The sequence below is a fragment of the Nonomuraea sp. NPDC001684 genome, assembly GCF_053596515.1.
Window position 1 is genome coordinate 1 of the sequence record NZ_JBSFGJ010000067.1, and the last position, 19,051, is coordinate 19,051.

Consider the following 19,051-nt stretch of genomic DNA (forward strand, 5'->3'; position numbering starts at 1 on the left):
GTTACATTCCGAACCCGGAAGTTAAGCTTCTCTGCGCCGATGGTACTGCACTCGGGAGGGTGTGGGAGAGTAGGTCACCGCCGGACAATCTTTGGAAAAGGCTCCGACTTCGGTCGGGGCCTTTTCTGCATTTCCGGGGGTGTTTCTTCCATTCCGGGTGTGGTGGCGGTGCTGGGGGCGGTGCTGGTACAGGGGCCGGCCGTGGCGGGCCCACTGGGCCCCCGGACCCCTGGGCCGCTTGGAGGTGCGCTGTTGCAAGGCGCAGATGGCGCTTTCGGTGCGAACGAGCCCGTGTCAGCTTCGACATAAATGGGCGGAATCACCTGGAATCGCCAGTGAAGAAGCCCTCATCCTCCTCGCCAGGGCGCGTGGGTGCATGCTGCTTCAGCATGCCGTTCCGCAGCATCCACACCCGAAAGAACGACTCCTCCTGGTCCATCAAGAAGACCTGGACGGCGGTTGGGCATCGCCAGGCGATGCTCTGGACTCGGTCAAGAACCGCGGGCAGATCACCGTGATTGAGCGTCCCGGCCCACACGCTGCATTCGGGGAACTTCCAGCCACCCCATTGCGAATCCTGGCCGGTCGTCCCGGTCTGGAACCCACATCCCGTTCCGGGCCGGTCTCGCCGCGGAGCCTCGTCCCGCAACCAGTTTCCCCCCTACGCGCGGCTCCTGGCAGCCGCGCCATAGAAGCAGACCTGCCTTCGGCGGTGACCGGGACTTCGCGATGACCGGAACGAGGTGCTGTCAGCGAAGTCCTGCTCATGCCTGGGACTTTGTCCCTGTCGGCCATGCCCATCAGTGCTGTTGCCGGCCTGTCGGATGTCCCCACTCAACTGTCCGGACTGGTGGCGTAGCTGTGCACTCCAGGAGCCGGGCTTGTGTTGGCAGAGGATCTGGGCTGGGTGTCAGCGCGAGCTTGGTGAGGCTCGGCAGATTGGCCGTTCTGAGGCCATGGCAGTTGGCTGGAGGTCAGGGGTGGGCGAAGAGGGTTAGTGTGCAGCTGGAGGCGATGGCCAGGGTGCGGCCCGTGGGGGAGAAGCCGGCTGTGCGGAGCTCGCAGCCCTCTTCGCGGTGGATGTGCCACCAGGTTGATCCGGGTTCGTCGCGGTAGGGGTCACCGCCACTGGACAGCAGGACGCTTTCGATGGGCCAGTCGGGGGTGACGACATCGACGGACCATCCATTCGTGGTGGTGGTGTGCAGTCCGCCGCCCAAGAGGCCGGAGATCTTGATGGGGGTTCCTGTCAGAGGTCCTATGCCTTGGCAGGTGAGGGCGTAGTCGTCCGGCCAGGCTGGTTCTGGGTCGGGGTCGCGTGCTGTGCGCCCGGCCGGTGACGCAGTTGAGGACGCCGCGTCCCTGGTGAGAGGTCACGAGGATGAGGTCCTCGCCCGGTTCGGGGTGTACGGCGAAGCCAACGCCGGTCAAGCCTCCGACCGCTACTGGCGGCAGGGGGCGCCAGGGTGGGGGCGGGGGTTGGAGTTGAGCGCTTCGGAACCGGGTGCGCAGGTGTTCGTGGTGGGGGTTCATGGCGGGCGAGTCCTGTCGGGGTCGGGCGGTGGTGCGGCAAGGGCGCATCCTATGTCCGACAGGTCGGGGCGGCGTGTGTGCCTGGGACGGCCTGGTGGCGGGGGTCGGGGGGCGACGATTGAGCCGGCAGCCGGCAGCCGGCAGCCGGTCGGTAGCCGGTAGCCGGTAGCTGGTGGCCGGGGGGATCGGGGGCGCGATTACCTGCGGTGGTGCGGCAGGCGGTGGGGATGGTGGAGGGCGGGCAGCTCGGCGCTGGCGGTCTGGGCAAGCTCTAGAAGGCTGGTGCTCGTCGTCGGTATCGCCCAGGGGGTCCGCTGGCCTTGTGGCGGGAGAGGAGGGGAAGCGCACCTCGCTCAGGGGCACCGCATGCTAAGTGGGCTCGCCGAGGCGAGTGCGGGCTTCTTTGAGTTGCCGGCGGACGTCGGCGAGTTCGCGTTCGAGTTCCAGGATGCGGCGGATGGCGATCAGGGTCATGCCCTGGTCGGCGAGGTCGGTCACGTGCTGGACGATCAGGATGTCGCTGCGGGAGTAGCGGCGTTGGCCGCCGGACGAGCGGCTCGGGCTGATGACGTCGTGTTCGTCCAGGCGGCGGAGGTAGGCCTGGCGGACCTGGAGCATCTCGGCGACCTGGCCCAGAGAGTAGAGCGGGGCGTGTTCGTCGTCGAAGGGCAGCGCGGGCATCGTGGCCTCCTCGGGGTTCGGGGGCGGGGCCGGGATGCCCCGCCCCCGGCGCCGGGTCAGGCCCGGATGGCCTTCGTGTCGTTGCGCCGGATCTCCACCTTGCGCGGTTTGGCGCGTTCGAGGACCGGGATGCGCACGGTGAGCACGCCGTTGGCGTAGCCGGCGTCGATGCGGTCGCTGTCGAGGTGCTCCGACAGGTAGACGCGCCTGGTGAACGTGCCCATCGGGCGCTCGCGGACGAACAGCCGTTCGTTCTCGGCGATCTCTTCCTCGCGACGGGCGCTGACGGTGAGGACGCCCCGGTCGACGGTCACCTCGATGGAGTCCGGGTCGATGCCGGGCAGGTCGAAGCGCAGGACGACGTCGTCGTCGCGGCGCAGGCCGTCCATCGGCATCGTGGCGGCGCCGCCGTTGTCGAAGGTCTGGCGGGCCAGCCGGTTGAACTGGCGCTCGAACTCCTGGAAGAACGGGTCGATCGAAGTCAGCAGCATGGTTCCGAACCTCCTGCTTCTGTCGTGGTAGCTAACCTCCAACTCGATTTGTAGGTTAGACAGCCGAGTGGAGGGAAGCAAGGAGGGTAAGGAAGTTTTTACCCGGGCGTGAGGAGTGTGCCGGTGAGGATGGTCACGGCATGGCCGGCGAGGTGGACGCGGTCGCCGTCGAGGCGGGTGTGGACCAGGCCGCCTCTGGCGGAGAGCTGCGCACCGGTCAGAGCCGTGCGGCCGAGCCGCGCGGACCAGTACGGCGACAGGGCGCAGTGGGCCGAACCCGTCACCGGATCCTCGGCGACGCCCACTTGGGGAGCGAAGAATCGTGAGACGAAATCAGTGCCGGTGCCGCGGGCGGTGACGATGACGCCGCGCGCCTCCACTGCCGACAGGGCCGGGATGTCGGGGCGCAGGGCGCGTACCGTCTCCTCTGAATCGACCTCGACCAGCAGGTCCAGGTCGCTTTTCCCGACCCGTACCGGGGTGGCTCCGAGCGCTTTCTCCAGGCCGTGGGGAACCGTGACGGGCGTCACCTCCTTGGCCGGGAAATCCATCGTGATGAGGTCTCCGGCGACGCGATTCACCGTTAGCGTTCCGCCGGCCGTGCGGAATTCGACGGGGCCGCTCGCGGCGCCGGTCGAATACAGAACGTGAGCGGTCGCCAGCGTGGCATGACCGCAGAGAGTGACCTCGACCACAGGGGTGAACCACCGCAGGGAATCGCCGAGCAGGAAGGCGGTCTCGGAGAGGTTCATCTCGGCGGCTACGCTCTGCATCCACCCATCAGTAACCGGAGAGTCCAGCAGGCAGACACCTGCGGGATTACCCTTGAAAGCTGTGTCGGTGAAGGCGTCTACAGTGAACAGGCGCATGTGGCCGATGCTATACGGGGGGGACGGATATCCAGATGCAAGCGGGTTGCAAGCCGTACAAAATGGAATTAGGGCTGGGCGTGTCGCGTGGCGAATGCGGAATCGTCGGTTACCGTCCAATGTGTAGGGACGTGCCGATTACGGTGAGTTCCTGAGGAAAGGACAAGCCGATGGGGGCAGTGCGCAAGGTGGTGAACTACCTTGGCCTGAGCGGGGTCGATCACTACGACGACGGCTATGACGACGACGAGCACTACGAGGACGAGTACGTTCCGGCGACGGAGCGGGCCGCCCGGCGGTGGCGCGCGAACGTCGACGCGTCGCGAATCGTCATGGTCCAGCCGCTCAAGTACAACGACGCACCGTTGATCGGTCAGCACTTCCGTGACGGGCAGACGGTGATCATGGACGTCACGGGCATGGCGATGCCCGAGGCGACGAGGATGGTCGACTTCGCCGCCGGGCTCGCGTTCGGTTGCGAGGGTCGGATCGAGCGCATCGCCGATCGCGTGTTCCTGCTCGCGCCGGCGCACGTGGAGATCGAGACGACCTGATCGGGTCTAAGCAGCGCGCGGGCCGCGACGAATCAGCCGGGTGAGCTCGGCTGCATCGTCAGCGGCCTGTTTCGCGCGCGCGTCCGCTTCTCTGGCGTAGGCGTGCAGGGCCCAGACGGCGCCCTCGGCCAGCTCCTTCAGCTCGTTGACCTGGCCGGCCACGTAACGGGCGTCGGCGACGATCGTCTTGTGGCGCTGCCAGAGCTGCCAGCCGCCCAGCCCGAGCATGGCCACCCCGGCGGCGGCCAGCAGGAGCGAGGCGCTGAACGCCGCTCCGGCCAGGCACGCGACACCCGCCACGATCAGCACGAACGCGGCCCACGGCCGGCCGCGCGGCACGACGCCCTCGGTGAGGATGGCGTGCTCCGCCGTGGCGATCGAGGTCTCGTCGGGGCCTTCGGGGCGCAGGTGGATGCGGTGGCCGAGCAGCGGGACGGTCAGCGTGGCCGGCGGCGTCAGCCGGCTGTCGGCTTCGAGCTCCTCGGCCAGGCCGCGCAGGATGGGCGCGGCGACGTGCAGGGCGATGGCGGCCAGGTGCGGGTCGGCGCCGGGACGCAGGTCGTCGAGCAGGTGGGAGATCAGCGAGGCCATCGGGCCGGCCGGGCCGCCCTGCCCGATCTGGGCGCGCAGGACCGCCAGCGGCTCGTCCTCGGCCCAGGACGCGGCCGGGCTGGCCGAGCTGTTGCTGAGCGGCACGGCGGAGTCGTGGTCGGCCTGCCGGGCCGAGGTGATCTCGGCGCAGCGGCCGCGCAGCCTGGCCAGGCGGGCGGCCGCGACCGCCGGACGGGCCAGTTCGGGGATTTCGGCCATCTCCGGGAAGTCGGCCAGCGACGGCGGCACGACGACCGCGGGCTCGCCGGGCACCAGCGCCTGCACCCACTCCTCGACGTCGGCGTGCTCCTGCACGGCCAGCGCGTCGAGCTTGCGCAGCACGAAGATCTTGCCGGCCGGGCCGTAGGCGCCGCGGGCGGCGGCCAGCCAGAGCGAGCGCTGGCCGTGGGTGACGGGACGGTCGAGCGACAGCTCGCCGAAGGCCGTGCCGAGCCAGGAGGCGTGGATGCGGCTGCCCTGCCCGGACACCGCCAGGGCCAGGCACAGGAAGAGCGCGGTCTGCTGCTGGTCGCGGCCGGCGGCCCTGCTCAGTGGTTCGAGCGGGTCGTCGCCGGCGAGGATGGCGACCAGTGCTTCGACGGCAGGGGGCAGCCAGTGGCCGGGTATGTCGCGAAAGCCCGGAGCGGCGGGAGGAGCGGTGCCATTGGCGGCGAGGTGCGCCAGCAGCGCCTCGGCGTAGCGTTGCAACTCCGTCGCTGCTTGGGGGCTCGCAGTCAGGTCCGTGCTCAAGGCAGAGAACTCCCCCATTTCGGCCTCAGTTCATGACCGCGTAAAGCCTAGCCGTTAGGGCGCGCCAACCCGGTGGAGGCGCGCCCATGACGGAACGGGAGACTTTGAGCCAACTGCCTGTTACATACGGTCGGGGACGGGGACGCCCAGAAGGTCGAGGCCGGTTTCGAGCACGCGCAGGGTCAGCGCGCACAGGGCCAGCCGCGAGGCGCGGGTCTCGGGCTCGACGTCGGACCGCAGCACCGGGCACTGCTCGTAGAACGTGCTGAACAGGCTCGACGTCTCGAAGAGGAAGTTGCACAGCCGGTGGGGCTCGGAGCGGGCGGTGACCTCTTCGATGAGCGTGCCGAAGCCGAGCAGGTGCAGGGCCAGGGCGCGCTCGGCGGGCTCGGCCAGCAGGATCGGGGACGTGGCGGCCGCCGGCTCCATGTCCGCCTTGCGGAAGATGGACCGGATGCGGGCGGTGGCGTACTGCATGTAGGGGCCGGTGTTGCCGGTGAAGCCCAGCATGCGGTCGTAGTCGAAGACGTATTCGCTGTCGTGGCTGACCGACAGGTCGGCGTACTTGACCGCGCCCATGCCGACGGCCAGGGCGATCTCGTTGCGGGTGGCCTCGTCGTAGCCGCGTTCGGCGATGGCCGCCGAGGCCCGGTCGACGCCCTCCTGGAGCAGGTCCATCAGCTTGATGGACTCGCCCGACCTGGTCTTGAAGCGGCGGCCGTCCTTGCCGAGCATCATGCCGATCTGGACGTGTTCGGCCGAGACGGTGTCGGGCAGCCAGCCGGCCATCTGCGCGGAGGCGAACACCATGCGGAAGTGCAGCGCCTGGTCGGCGCCCACCACGTAGAGGATGCGGTCGGCCTTCAGGTCGTGGACGCGGTAGCGGATCGCCGCCATGTCGGTGGAGGCGTAGCCGTAGCCGCCGTCGCTCTTCCTGATGATGAGCGGCAGGGGCTTGTCGTCGGAGCCGGTGAAGCCGGGCGGGAACAGGCAGAGCGCGCCCTCGCTGTGGACGGCGACGCCCGACGCCTCAAGGTCGGCGCAGGTCTTCTCCAGCATGGGGTTGTACATGCTCTCGCCGGCGAGGTCGGCGTCGGTCAGCGTGACGCCGAGCAGGGAGTAGACCTTGTTGAAGTAGCGGACGGTGGCGTCCATGAAGACGTGCCACAGGCGCATGGTGGCCGGGTCGCCCGACTGGAGGGTGGTGACCCGGACCCGGGCGCGCTGCTTGAAGCCCTCGTCGGCGTCGAACTTGGCCCGCGCCGCCTGGTAGAACTCGGTGCCCATGCCCGCTTCGAGCTGGGCGACCGCGGCCGGCTCGCCGATGTCGAGCAGGTGCTCGATGAGCATGCCGAACGGGGTGCCCCAGTCGCCGAGGTGGTTCTGCCTGATCACCTTGTTGCCGAGGTGTTCGTGCAGGCGGGCGAGGGAGTCGCCGACGATGGTGGTGCGCAGGTGGCCGACGTGCATCTCCTTGGCCGCGTTGGGCGCGGAGTAGTCGATCACGATGGTCTGCGCGGGCGTGCTGGTGCCGACGCCGAGGCGCTGGTCGTCGCGCATGCCCGCGGCCTGGGACTCGATCCAGGAGTCGGCGAGCGTGATGTTGAGGAAGCCGGGGCCGCTGACCTCGACCGTGCCGGGGAAGTCGGACAGCTCGGCCTTGATCGCCTCGGCGACCTCCCGCGGGGACCGTCGCAGGCGCTTGGCCAGGCTCATCGCGACGTTCGCCTGGAAGTCGGCGAACTGGGAGGGCCGGATCAGCGGGTCTGCGTCGGCGTGCTCGGCGCCGAACGCGTTGGCCAGCGCCTGCTGGACGCGCTCGGTGAGCACTATCTGCGGGTCGGTCATGTTCTAAGGGTACCGGCGACCTTGACCGCGATGCTGATCGCCGCAGCGGCCACCAGGGAGATGCCGACGGCCGTCAGGTCGTTGCTGAGGTCGCCGGGGGCGAGGGCGAAGAAGCGCCGGACGGGCGGCAGCGACAGGGCGAGCGCGAAGAGCCCCGCCATGGACGCCAGCAGCGTGATCCGCCACCAGTTGAGCGGCCTGGTGATCAGCACGAGCACCCACCACGTGGTGAGGAAGAGCGTGATCACCGCGGAGGTCTGGTCCTCGGTCAGGGTGGAGGTGCCGCTGTGCGCGGCCCAGAACGACAGCAGCACCGCGATCGCGCACAACACCCCCGCCGGCACGGCGAAGCGCAGCACCCGCCGGACGAACCCCGGCCGCGCCCGTTCGAACGTGGGCGCGAGCGCCAGGAAGAACGCCGGGATGCCGATGGTCAGCGCGTTGGTGAGGGTGGAGTGGCGGGGCGCGAACGGGAACATCACCCCGGCCACGCCGACGGCCAGCGACAACACGATCGCGTAGAAGGTCTTGGTGAGGAAGAGGTTGGCGACGCGTTCGATGTTGGCCAGCACCCGGCGGCCCTCGCCGACGACGTGCGGCAGCGTGGCGAACTTGTCGTCCAGCAGCACCACCTGGGCCACCGCCTTGGTGGCCGGGCTGCCCGCGCCCATGGCGATGCCGAGGTCGGCGTCCTTGAGCGCGAGGACGTCGTTGACGCCGTCGCCGGTCATGGCCACGGTGTGCCCGCGGGCCTGCAGCGCGCCGACGAACTGCCGCTTCTGCTGCGGGCTGACCCGGCCGAACACGGTGTGGGAGTCGAGCAGCTCGCCGAGCTTGACGGGGTCGTCCTGGGGGAGCGTCCTGGCGTCGATGGAACGGTCGCCGCCGGGGATCTTCAGGCTCATGGCGATGGCGGAGACCGCCTCCGGGTTGTCGCCGGAGATCACCTTGACCGTGACGCCCTGCTGGGCGAAGTAGCCGAGGGTCTTGAGCGCGTCGGGCCTGATCCGCTGCCTGAGGGTGACCAGCGCGACGGGCTCGACGGGCCCGCCGTCCTGGGCGGCCCGCAGGTCGGGCGTGCGGCACAGGACGAGCACGCGGGTGCCGGTGGCGGCCAGCTCGGCGGCCCTGTCGTAGCCGTCGCCGTCGTGCAGCAGCACGTCGGGGGCGCCCAGCAGCCAGGCGCCGTGCCCGCCGAAGTCGGCGCCGCTCCACTTGCGGGCCGAGGAGAAGGGCACGGACGAGGCCGCCGCCCAGCCGTCGGCGGGGGCGGGGTAGCGGGCCCTGATGGCCTGTGCGGTGGCGTTGGGACGGGCGTCGAGGTGGGCCAGGGCGGCCAGCGCGGGCTCGACCGGCTGGCCGTCGCGCAGCGGGAGCACCTGGTCGAGGTCCATGCCGCCGGCGGTGAGGGTGCCGGTCTTGTCCAGGCAGAGCACGTCGACCCTGGCCAGGCCCTCGATCGCGGGCAGCTCCTGGACCAGGCACTTGCGCCGGCCGAGGCGGATGACGCCGACGGCGAACGCGATCGAGGTCATCAGCACCAGGCCCTCGGGGATCATGGTGACGATGCCGGCGACCGCGCCGGTGATGGCGGTGGAGAAGTCGGCGGAGTTGTGCAGCTGGCTGTAGATCAGCAGGGCGCCGATCGGCACGACCAGCCAGGTGATGTACTTGATGAAGTTCGCCACGCCCTCGCGCAGCTCGGAGTGGGCGAGGTGGAACTTGCTGGCCTCCTCCGCCAGCCGCACGGCGTAGGCGTCGGTGCCGACGCGGGTGGCGACGTACGCGCCGGCGCCGGCGACCGCGAAGCTGCCCGACAACACCTGGTCGCCGGGCTTCTTGTGCACCGGGTCGGCCTCGCCGGTCAGCAGCGACTCGTCGACCTCCAGGCCGTCGGAGCCGACGACCTCGCCGTCGACCAGCAGGCGGTCGCCGGAGCCGAGCAGGACCAGGTCGCCGAGGACGACCCGGTGCGGCTCGACCTCCTGCTCACGGCCGTCGCGGCGGACGCGGACCGGAGCCTCGTTGATCACGGCGAGCTTGTCGAGGGTGCGCTTGGCGCGCAGCTCCTGGACGATGCCGATCAGCGCGTTGGCCACGATCACCAGGCCGAACAGGCCGTCCTGCCACTCGCCGAAGATCAGGATCAGCGCCCAGAGCACGCCGATGACCAGGTTGAACAGGGTGAACACGTTCGCCCTGATGATCGCGCTGAGCGATCTGCTCGACCGCCGCGGCACCTCGTTGGTCTTCGCCCCCGCCACCTGTGCTGAGGTGAGGCCGTCCACATTTCCCCCGTTCCTGTGGATCGGTCTCACACACTACGGCGTCACCAGAGTCTGTGTGAGCGATGCGTGGCGGCGACCCGGTCGCCGATCCTGGCGACGATGCCGCCCGCGGAGAGGTCGGCGGCGACCTGGCAGGCGGCGCTGATCGCGGGCGCCCTGGAGGAGCCGTGGGCGATCACCACCGTCCCGTTCAGCCCGAGCAGGACGGCGCCGCCGTGGGCCTCGGCGTCGAGACGTCTGCGCAGCTCGCGCAGGCGGCCGCGTTGCATGAGCGCGCCGAACTTGGCGATCCTGCTCTCGCCGATGGTCTCGGCCAGCTCGCCGAAGGCGTACCGGACCGCGCCTTCCATGGTCTTGAGGGCGACGTTGCCGGTGAAGCCGTCCGTGGTGACGACGTCGACCTTGCCGGTGAGCAGGTCGTGGCCCTCGACGTTGCCGGTGAAGCGGATGCCGGGGGAGGACTGCAGCAGTTCGTGGGCGCGTTTGACGAGCTTGTTGCCCTTCTCCGCCTCGCTGCCGATGGTGAGCAGGCCGATCCGGGGCTCGGGGATGTCGTAGGCCAGCTCGGCGTAGGCCGCGCCGAGGTGGGCGAACTGCACCAGCATCTCCGGTTTGACCTCGGCGTTGGCGCCGGCGTCCACCAGGAGGGTGGGGGTGGGGAGGGTCGGGAGGGCCACGGCGATGGCCGGTCGCAGGACGCCCTGCTGGGCCTTGAGCCGGAGCCTGCCGGTGGCGACGATGCCCGCGGTCGAGCCGGCCGACACCACGGCCGAGGCGTCGCCGCGGCGGACGAGGTGGCAGGCGACGGCGATGCTGGAGCGCGGGCGGCGCAGGCTGGCCAGGGCGCCTTCGTCCATGGCCAGGGCCTCTTCCGCCCGGACGATGGGGACCTCTTTGGTGGCGTCGTGGTCGGCCAGGGCCTCGTACAGGATGCGGGGTGAGCCGACGAGCACGATGGGCAGCTTGCGCTCCCGTACGGCGTGGACCGCGCCGGCCACGATCTCGTGGGGAGCGTGGTCGCCGCCCATGGCGTCGAGCGCGACGGGCCTGCTGTCGGACAATGGTCACCTCGTGGGACAGACGAGCCCGCCGTCGCCCGGCCGGGCCGGTACGCGGGCTCGTGTATGTCCGCATCGTAGGCAGGCCGGATGTCAGGTCGACCGGCGGGTGGACCTCCCTGCTTCCCCGGCGCGGCGCTTCCAGTCGCGGGGGCCCGTCAGTGGAGGTTCCAGTCGTCGAGGCCGCGGGTCACGACGACCTTGGAGAACTTCGACGAGCCGGTGACCCGGATCAGCGGGCCGTCGCCCGCCGAGCCGCCGCTGACGTTCCGCTTGCCGAAGATCGAGCTGCCCTCGTCGATCACGTGGGCGTTCTCCGGCACCCGGACGATCATCTTGCTGAACTTCGCGTCGGTCTCGATGGTGATCTCCCTGCCGGGGAGCACGGCGTCGGACAGGTCGATGACGAGGGCGCCGAAGCGGGCCGACAGCCTGGTGCGCCGGGAGGCGACCCAGCGCCCCTTGCGCACGATCTTGCTGAACTTCGAGCTGATCACCTGGTGCTCGATGGCCTCGGGCAGGGCGGACGGGGCGGACACCGCGGGCAGGTCCCGGGTGAGGGGGACGAGCTCGCCGATCGTCTTCGCCGTGTAGGCGATCTCCAGACGGTCGGCGTGCTCGACGCTGGTGAGTCTTCCGGTGGCGAGCGCGTCGCCCAGCAGGGCCGCGACGCGGTCGCGGTCGGCGTCGGAGGCGCGCAGATCGAGATCCTCGGTCACGATGAATCAGTGTATGTCGAATCGCGATATGTCGCGAGTGTCAAACCTGCAAGGAAACTTGGAGCCCAGTGGAACCGGGGACGCGGCGCGTCGCGTCCGGATATTAAGAACCGTAGACGCGCGACTGGGTCGTGAGGTTTACACGCGATCGAACAAAAAAGATGGGAAAGGCCTAGTGATCTTGAACCAGGCAGGTACCCGACGCTTCAAGGCGTACACGTCCAAGCACCTCGACGAGCTCCTGCGACGGGCGGGGCTGGACGACGAGGAGCGGCTGAGGGTCCGCGCCGTGGCCACGGTGCTGCCCTTCCGGACGAACGCCTATGTCGTGGATGAACTCATAGATTGGTCGGCGGCGCCCGACGATCCCATCTACCGCCTCGTCTTCCCGCAGGAGGACATGCTTCCCGCCGCGGACGTGGCCAGGCTGGCCGATCTGCTCAAGGCCGAGGCGCCCAACAGCGAGGTCCAGGCCGAGGCCAACCGCGTACGCGCGCAGCTCAACCCGCATCCCGCCGGGCAGAAGGAGCTCAACGTCCCGCGGATGGGCGACGAGCCAGTGCCCGGCATGCAGCACAAATATCCAGAGACAGTGCTGATCTTCCCTAAACAGGGGCAGACCTGCCATGCCTACTGCACCTACTGCTTCCGGTGGGCGCAGTTCATCGGGGACGCGGACCTGAAGTTCGCCTCCGACGACATCGACCGGATGGTGTCCTACATCCGCCATCACCCCGAGGTCACCAGCGTCCTGATCACCGGCGGCGACGCCATGATCATGGGTGAGCCGGTCATCAGGCGCTACATCGAGCCGCTGCTCGGCCTCGACCAGCTCGAATCGATCCGCATCGGCACCAAGGCGCTGGCCTACTGGCCGCAGCGCTTCACCACCGATCCCGACGCCGACGCCACGCTCGGCCTGTTCCAGGAGGTGGTGAAGGCCGGCAAGAACCTGGCGTTCATGGCCCACTTCTCGCATCCGCGGGAGCTGGAGTCGCCGCTGGTGGAGTCGGCGGTCGAACGCATCCTCGGCAGCGGGGCCACCATCAGGACCCAGGCGCCGCTGATCCGGTCCATCAACGACGATCCCGCCGTGTGGTCGTCGATGTGGCGGCGGCAGCTGCGGATGGGGCTGATTCCCTATTACATGTTCGTCGAGCGCGACACCGGGCCGCAGGACTACTTCGCGGTCCCGCTGGCCCGCGCGTACGAGATCTTCAGGGACGCCTACTCGACCGTCTCCGGGCTCTGCCGTACGGTCCGGGGGCCGTCCATGTCGGCCACGCCGGGCAAGGTGTGCGTGGACGGCGTGACCGAGATCGCCGGTGAGCGCGTCTTCGTGCTGCATCTCATCCAGGCCCGCGACCCGGAGCTGGTCGGGCGGCCGTTCTTCGCCCGGTACGACCCGTCGGCGGTCTGGCTGACGGATCTGCGGCCGGCGTTCGCCGAGCGTTTTCCGTTCGAGCCGGCCGACGCCTTGCTGCCCATCTGAGTGGTCGCGTTCTCGCGCCACCGTCCCTGAATTGTGCGCCCCCGGCCCGCGACATTTGTTAATGCGACCACTTGTTCGCGGGCCGTGCGGGCGCACGTCGGTGTCGCGGTCCCGATGGTGATCGGGTCCGCGCGGAATCGAAATCAAAACCGGGGTATTTCCCGTTTTGTCTCTCCGCTCAACGCTCCCCCTTTACTCGGTAACCGGGCTGCAAACCCTGCTACATGGGCTTTCCGGCCGCCTGCGGGCGATCACCGTGAGTGATACAACTGCTTCCGTAGCTCAGCCGTGACAGCACGCTTCGTGTGGTGCCCATAGCGTGTGCGCCACGGCATTCGGGGGTTATCGATTCGCATTTCCACCGCATTCGAGAGCGATCGATCACGAGCCGGGAAGGCAATCATGAATCGAGTAGTCAAGGCGGCCGTTGCCGTCACAGCATTCGGCTTGGCGGCGGCTTTGGCCGTGCCAGCTCAAGCAGAAGTTCAATTCACTCACACCGCCAAGATCGTCCCGCTGGACGGCCTGGGCGGGGGCACCAGCGGAGGCCCGCTCGACCTGCTCGGCGGGCTGCTCGGCGGCGGGCTGCTCAGCAGCCTGGGCGGCGGCCTCGGCGGCCTGACGGGGGCCAACAAGGCCAAGGCGGCGGACGCCGCCGGCGAGGCCAGGGCGCGCGACATCGCCGACGAGAACCGGCGCGCCAGCCTGGCAATGACGCCGAACGCGGCCGAGGACGTCACCCAGGCGAGCGGCCCGCTGCCCGAGCTGTCGCCCATCCTCGGCAGCGGCGCGATCGGCGGCGGCGGCCGGGGCCTGGCCAAGTCGCTGCCGCTGCTCGGCGGCGCCCGCATGGCGCAGCCGCTGGTCAAGGGCGCGCCCCAGAGCAACGGCGGGCTCACCGGCACGAGCGCCCCGCTGCGCGGCGCCATGGACACGATGACCGCCCTGGCCGGGGCCTCGGTCGGCGGCGCGATGGGCAAGGTGGGCGGCGGCGCGCTGCTGCCCGGCACGGGCTCCGGCACGGCCGGCACCGCCACCACGAGCATGACGGGCGCCACCAAGGGCCTGCGCGACCTGTCCATGGAGTCCGGGATGGGCGGGCTCACCCGCGCCGCCAGGATGGCCCTGCCGCACGCGTCCGGCGGCGAGCTGGCCCCGATGGTCGGGCAGGTCGCCCCCGTCGAGGCCGCGCCGGTCGTCGAGGCGCTGCCGGGCACCACCCGGACCGCGTCCGTCGACGAGATCACCCCGCTCATGCAGGACACCGCGGGCTTCGTCTCGGCCAACGGCTCCAAGGCCGCCGGCTCCTACAGCGACATGGTCTCCGCCCTCGGCTGGAGCAGCGACGCGCTGACGAGCTCGGTGCGGGGCTCCTGGGTGCGCGACTGAGGCGAGCGCGGCGCGTCCCGGACGTGTCGCGGACGTGACCCGCGCGGGCGCGTCCCGGACATGACGTGACGACGCGCGCACGCGGCCCCGCCGAGGGCCGTGCGACGGTTCGCCGGCGTCCAAGGTGCCGACGTTCGCGAACCGGCCGTGACGGCCGTGAGGTGGCCCGCGTTCAGGTGCCAGGTTGTTCCCGCGACGGCGGGTTCCCGCTCTCCCCGGCGTCGGTGGACGCCTGCGGAACGACGGGGGCGTCGTCGCACCGACAGGACAGGCCGATGGGGTGCGCTCACAAGGTGCCGAGCGCCCCGACGGCACTGCCGCGCGTCGGTCGCGGGTCCGCCGCTCGGGCGGACGGGCCCGCCACGGGTCTGGGCGGATGCGCTCCAGCCCGGGGGTTCACGCGCGAGCCGCCGCTGACTGCAGGGCAGCGGCGCCGCGCCGAGCCCGCCGCCGGCCCCGCCACGGGGTCGGCGGCCTTCTCTTGTCCCCCCTTGTCCGGCGCGGGCCTCTAGGGCAGCCGGACGCCGGTGCGCCGGGCTATCTGGGCCTGCAACCGGGCCATCTGCCAGTGAAGCTCCAGCAGCTGCTCGGCGAGCTGCATCCTGGGGATCTCGGCCACGTCTTCGATGGCCAGGTGGTCGATCGCGGCCGAAAGCTCTCCCATCGCGCGCCCCCACTCCATCAGCGTTCCTTGGATCGAATTCGCGTTCGAATACTATCGGAACGGCAGTCACGCTGTCAGTGTTTCGGCGCGCGAGTCACCCACGTTTCGCGCAGGTGATCGAAAAGCGGGCGGGCTCAGCCCTTGTTGTAGGCGGCGATGACTTCCTTGGGGTCGCCGTCCATCCGGATCTTGCCCTTGTGCAGCCAGATGACCCGGTTGCAGGTCTCCTCGATGACCTTGAGGTCGTGGGCGACCAGGAAGACCGTGCCGGCCGACTCGCGGATCTGCCGGATGCGGGCCTCGCTCTTCTTGCGGAACTCGCGGTCGCCCGTGGCCAGGGCCTCGTCGATGAGCAGGACGTCGTGGGTCTTGGCCGAGGAGATGGCGAAGCGCAGCCGCGCGCCCATGCCCGACGAGTACGTGGACATGGGCAGCTGGACGAACTCGTCGATGCCGGAGAAGTCGACGATCTCCTGGTACTTCTCCTTGACCTCCGCCGGCGTCATGCCCATGGCGTAACAGCCGAGGACGATGTTGCGCTCACCGGTCAGCTCGCGCATGAGCGCGGCGTTGACGCCGAGCAGCGAGGGCTGGCCGTCGGTGTAGACGGCGCCCTCGTGCGGCGGGAGCAGGCCGGCGATGGCGCGCAGCAACGTGGACTTGCCCGACCCGTTGCGGCCCACGATGCCGATGGCGTCGCCGTGGTAGGCCACGAAGGTCACGCCCTTGACGGCGTGGACCTCCTTCATCTGCGGACGGCCCTGGCGCTTCAGCAGGCGCGTGAGGGCGTTGACCGCGTTGCCCTTCTCGTTGTCGGTAGCCGTGCCGTAGACGCGGTAGACGATGTGCAGGTCGTCGACGATGACGGTCGGGGTGCCCGTGGGAACGTCGAGCGGACTCTTGCCCCGGGGCTCCGGGTTGGGGTGCACCCTCACGTCCTTGCCGGGGACGGCGGGCTCCTCGCCCTTCACCTGTGACAGCTCCTCGGTCAGTTCAGCCACGCCCGTACCTCTCCTCGGACCGCCAGAAGTACCAGAAGCCGAAGCCGAGTGAGAACACTGCCCAGAATACGCAAGACACCCACACCATGGTCGGCGGGTAGTGCCCGTTCTGCGGGTGGTAGCTCTTGATCAGGATGTCGCGCATCCACTCGATGTAGGAAGCCGTCGGGTTCAGGTACATCACGTCGGCGACCCACTGGGGCAGCTTCGCGGACCCGACCACCTTGTCCTGGATCGAGAAGAAGACACCCGAGGCGTAGAGCCAGGTGCGGGTGATGAACGGCAGCAACTGGTTGAGGTCGCGCATCTGGGCGCCCATCCGGGCGATCACCAGGCTGGCTCCGATGTTGAACATCGTCTGGAGCGCCAGCACCACCGGGATCATGAGCCAGAACCAGGTGGGCCACTCGCCGGTGGCCGTCACGATGACGAGGAGCACGCCCATGGAGATGGCGAGCTGCTGCAGCTCCTGGATCGTGTACGCCAGCGGCAGCGACGCGCGCGGGAAGTGCAGGGCGCGGATCATCGACAGGTTGCCGGAGATCGACTTGGCGCCCGCCGTGACCACGCGCTGGGTGTAGGTGAAGACGAACATCCCGGTCAGCAGGAAGGCCGGGTAGTTCTCGATGCCGCCCCGGCCGCCCAGGATGACGCCGAACATCACGTAGTAGATGCCGGCGTTCAGGAGGGGGGTCAGCACCTGCCACAGCTGGCCCAGGGCCGAGCTGGAGTACTTCGAGACGTTGCGGGACGTCGCGTACGTCAGGATGAAGTGTCGCCGCTCCCAGAGCTGGCGCAGATAGACAGGGAACCTCGGCCGCGCGATGGCACGGCGAAGTCCGTATCTCTCGGCGAGCTTGGCCAGCGGCTCCTGCCCGCTTCGGCCGCCCGCCTGGGCGTCCGCGACAGCGGATTCCGGCTGGCTCATGGCTAGGACTCTATTGGATCCAGGTCGGTGGGGTGCCTGCCGCGAGGGACGCGGCAGATGCTTGGACGGAGTCTTGGGGCGCCAGGTTCCAAGGTGCCGTCAAGACTCGCTCAACCGTAGCCCAGCGAGGCGGGCCATGGCGGGAAGGGCGCGACCACGGTCCTGTAGGGGGTAATTTTCATCCGCCGTTCACGTCGAGGCTTGACCTGTTTGAGCATCCCTGGGGTGTTTGTAGAGTTATAGGAAGAATGTCTGTGACGCTGGATTGGCGCACGTGTGACCGAACTGCAACGCGCCAGAGACTCGCTGGTGGCAAGTAGTAAGGGATAGTCGCGATCGACTGGCAGGGCGTCGGCTGGTTTGACCATGTCAGCCAAATCCGGGGGATACCAGGAACCCCCCGTCAGGCTGCTTACCATCACCGCAGCTCAGCGCTGTCGCCCACCTGTAGAGGGAGGATTTTTTTCACCATGCGTGTTACTAAGGGCGCACAGATCGTCGCCGGTACCGCGCTGCTCGCCCTCGCGGTTGCCGCGTGTGGCGGCGGTGCCTCGGACGGCGGCACTGCCGCGGGCGGCGGCGAAACGCCGGTCCGCATGGAGATCGGTGAGCCTCAGGAGCTCCTCAACCCGCTGAACACCACCGAGACCGAGGGCTCCGAAGTCCTCGCCGCGGTGTTCTCGCCGCTCGTCAAGTACGACGAGAACAAGCAGCCGGTTGAAGAGGCCGCTGAGTCGATCACCACCCAGGACAGCAAGGTCTGGACGATCAAGCTCAAGTCCGGCTACACCTGGCACGACGGCAAGCCGGTCACCGCGGCTGACTACGCGCGGGCCTGGAACTATGGCGCCAACCAGGACAACGCCATGAGCTCCTCCGCCTTCTTCTCCCGCATCGACGGCTTCGCCGACGTCCACCCGGGCGAGGGCAAGACGCCGACGGCCAAGGAGATGAAGGGCCTCAAGGCTGTCGACGACAGCACCCTTGAGGTGACGCTGTCCGCACCGTTCTCGCAGTTCAAGACGATGCTCGGGTACACCGCCTTCTACCCGCTGCCGGCCTCCGCGCTCGGCGCCGACGGCAAGGTGACCCAGGCCTACGGCGAGCAGCCGATCGGCCAGGGCCTGTTCAAGGTCGACAAGCCCTACAAGAAGGGCGGCGCGCAGACCATCGACATGACGGTCTACGACAAGTTCCCCGGCGCCAAGCCGAAGAACTGGACCAAGCTGCAGTTCAAGATCTACAGCTCGGCCGAGACCGCCTTCCAGGACCTCCAGGCCGAGAACCTGGACGTGGACGACTCGCTGCCCGCCTCGGCGATCGCGACCGCCAAGTCCGTCCTCGGCGACCGTTACTTCGACGAGCCCGACGCCTCTGTCGGTTACATCGGCGTCCCGCTGAAGTACAACCCCGAGTTCAAGAACCCGGACGTGCGCAAGGCCATCTCCATGGCCATCGACCGCAAGACCATCACCGAGACGGTCTTCGCGGGCACCCGCGCCCCGGCCGACGACTTCATCAACCCGGCCATCCCTGGTTACCGTCAGGGCGCCTGCACGGCCTGCACGTACAACCCGGCCGAGGCGAAGAAGCTCTACGCCGACGCCAAGGGCCCGGCCAAGCTGGAGCTCGGCTACAACGGCGACGGCGGCCACAAGGAGTGGATCGAGGCCGTCGCCAACAACCTCCGCGCCAACCTGGGCATCGAGGTCACGCCGAAGCCGTTCGAGAACTTCAAGGCCATCCTGGACGACCTGGACGCCAAGAAGTACAAGGGCCTGTTCCGCATGGGCTGGTCGATCGACTACCCGTCGGCCGAGAACTACCTGACGCCGATCTTCGGCACCCAGGCCATCTCGACCGGCTCGAACTACGGCGGTTACGAGAACAAGGAGTTCGACGACATCGTCGCCAAGGGCGACCAGGCCGCCGACGCCGCCGAGGGCCTCAAGCTCTACCAGCAGGCCGACGACATCCTGATCAAGGACATGCCGTACATCCCGGTGTACTTCTACCGGAGCAACTTCGGACACTCCGCCAAGGTCAAGGGCGTCAAGCTGAACCTGCTCAACCAGGTTCAGTGGGCCGACATCGAGAAGGCCTGACGTCATTCGCCGGGCGGACGGCTCTTGCCGTCCGCCCATCGGAGGACTGAGCTTGGAGGCAGTCACTTTGGGGCCGGGCAAACCGCGGCT

The 19,051-nt window shown here is 69.0% G+C and carries 15 protein-coding genes and 1 rRNA gene; 5 read left to right on the forward strand and 11 right to left on the reverse strand.

Annotation, left to right across the window (positions count from 1 at the left end; translation table 11 throughout):
• Nucleotides 1-86 (forward strand): 5S ribosomal RNA (gene rrf / locus ACWCSD_RS15575); the annotation flags it as partial.
• Between the two features lie 1,816 nt (nt 87-1,902).
• On the opposite strand, the gene ACWCSD_RS15580 is transcribed toward rrf, so the two are convergent.
• The 3 genes from ACWCSD_RS15580 to ACWCSD_RS15590 form a co-directional block, all read right to left on the reverse strand.
• Nucleotides 1,903-2,214: a MerR family transcriptional regulator gene (locus ACWCSD_RS15580; RefSeq protein ID WP_397161697.1), complete on the reverse strand. Its 312-nt coding sequence runs from the start codon at nt 2,212-2,214 to the stop codon at nt 1,903-1,905.
• 56 nt (nt 2,215-2,270) lie between these two features.
• Nucleotides 2,271-2,705 carry an Hsp20/alpha crystallin family protein gene (locus tag ACWCSD_RS15585; RefSeq protein WP_352361771.1) on the reverse strand — a complete coding sequence of 145 codons (435 nt, stop codon included), beginning with the start codon at nt 2,703-2,705 and terminating at the stop codon, nt 2,271-2,273.
• Between the two features lie 98 nt (nt 2,706-2,803).
• On the reverse strand, nt 2,804-3,574 hold the full coding sequence (locus tag ACWCSD_RS15590) for a PhzF family phenazine biosynthesis protein (protein ID WP_449915505.1): 771 nt from the start codon (nt 3,572-3,574) through the stop codon (nt 2,804-2,806).
• Nucleotides 3,575-3,744: 170 nt separating this feature from the next.
• Between ACWCSD_RS15590 and ACWCSD_RS15595 the strand changes: the two genes are divergently transcribed.
• Complete coding sequence (locus ACWCSD_RS15595) at nt 3,745-4,128, forward strand: cell division protein SepF (RefSeq protein ID WP_352320833.1); 384 nt, start codon at nt 3,745-3,747, stop codon at nt 4,126-4,128.
• A 6-nt stretch (nt 4,129-4,134) separates the two neighbouring features.
• Here the strand turns inward: ACWCSD_RS15595 and ACWCSD_RS15600 are convergent, their stop codons facing one another.
• The 5 genes from ACWCSD_RS15600 to ACWCSD_RS15620 all read right to left on the reverse strand — a co-directional run bounded on the left by ACWCSD_RS15600 (nt 4,135) and on the right by ACWCSD_RS15620 (nt 11,382).
• Nucleotides 4,135-5,469, reverse strand: coding sequence for a hypothetical protein (locus ACWCSD_RS15600; protein ID WP_449915509.1), 1,335 nt, complete (start codon nt 5,467-5,469; stop codon nt 4,135-4,137).
• A gap of 120 nt (nt 5,470-5,589) precedes the next feature.
• Nucleotides 5,590-7,317, reverse strand: a complete 1,728-nt coding sequence (argS, locus tag ACWCSD_RS15605) for an arginine--tRNA ligase (RefSeq protein ID WP_352320836.1) — start codon at nt 7,315-7,317, stop codon at nt 5,590-5,592.
• Nucleotides 7,314-9,605, reverse strand: coding sequence for an HAD-IC family P-type ATPase (locus ACWCSD_RS15610; protein WP_449915512.1), 2,292 nt, complete (start codon nt 9,603-9,605; stop codon nt 7,314-7,316). The genes argS and ACWCSD_RS15610 overlap by 4 nt, the downstream gene beginning before the upstream one ends.
• Before the next feature lie 41 nt (nt 9,606-9,646).
• Nucleotides 9,647-10,666, reverse strand: a complete 1,020-nt coding sequence (gene plsX / locus ACWCSD_RS15615; protein WP_449915514.1) for a phosphate acyltransferase PlsX — start codon at nt 10,664-10,666, stop codon at nt 9,647-9,649.
• 155 nt (nt 10,667-10,821) lie between these two features.
• Nucleotides 10,822-11,382 carry a DUF1707 SHOCT-like domain-containing protein gene (locus ACWCSD_RS15620; RefSeq protein ID WP_397161691.1) on the reverse strand — a complete coding sequence of 187 codons (561 nt, stop codon included), beginning with the start codon at nt 11,380-11,382 and terminating at the stop codon, nt 10,822-10,824.
• A gap of 175 nt (nt 11,383-11,557) precedes the next feature.
• Between ACWCSD_RS15620 and ACWCSD_RS15625 the strand changes: the two genes are divergently transcribed.
• A complete protein-coding gene (locus ACWCSD_RS15625) occupies nt 11,558-12,874 on the forward strand; it encodes a KamA family radical SAM protein (protein WP_358298713.1) in 1,317 nt (438 codons plus the stop codon).
• A 465-nt stretch (nt 12,875-13,339) separates the two neighbouring features.
• Nucleotides 13,340-14,263 (forward strand): hypothetical protein, encoded by a 924-nt coding sequence (locus ACWCSD_RS15630; RefSeq protein ID WP_387681374.1) that lies wholly within the window; start codon nt 13,340-13,342, stop codon nt 14,261-14,263.
• 508 nt (nt 14,264-14,771) lie between these two features.
• On the opposite strand, the gene ACWCSD_RS15635 is transcribed toward ACWCSD_RS15630, so the two are convergent.
• The 3 genes from ACWCSD_RS15635 to ACWCSD_RS15645 form a co-directional block, all read right to left on the reverse strand.
• On the reverse strand, nt 14,772-14,927 hold the full coding sequence (locus ACWCSD_RS15635) for a hypothetical protein (RefSeq protein WP_185845322.1): 156 nt from the start codon (nt 14,925-14,927) through the stop codon (nt 14,772-14,774).
• 134 nt (nt 14,928-15,061) lie between these two features.
• Entirely contained in the window at nt 15,062-15,928 is an 867-nt protein-coding gene (locus ACWCSD_RS15640) for an ABC transporter ATP-binding protein (RefSeq protein ID WP_352361753.1), read from the reverse strand.
• Nucleotides 15,921-16,856, reverse strand: a complete 936-nt coding sequence (locus tag ACWCSD_RS15645) for an ABC transporter permease (protein WP_352320850.1) — start codon at nt 16,854-16,856, stop codon at nt 15,921-15,923. The genes ACWCSD_RS15640 and ACWCSD_RS15645 overlap by 8 nt, the downstream gene beginning before the upstream one ends.
• Before the next feature lie 596 nt (nt 16,857-17,452).
• Between ACWCSD_RS15645 and ACWCSD_RS15650 the strand changes: the two genes are divergently transcribed.
• The gene (locus ACWCSD_RS15650) at nt 17,453-18,961 is read left to right on the forward strand and encodes a peptide ABC transporter substrate-binding protein (protein ID WP_397161690.1); all 1,509 of its coding nucleotides are present in this window, start codon (nt 17,453-17,455) and stop codon (nt 18,959-18,961) included.
• The last annotated feature ends 90 nt before the right edge of the window (nt 18,962-19,051 follow it).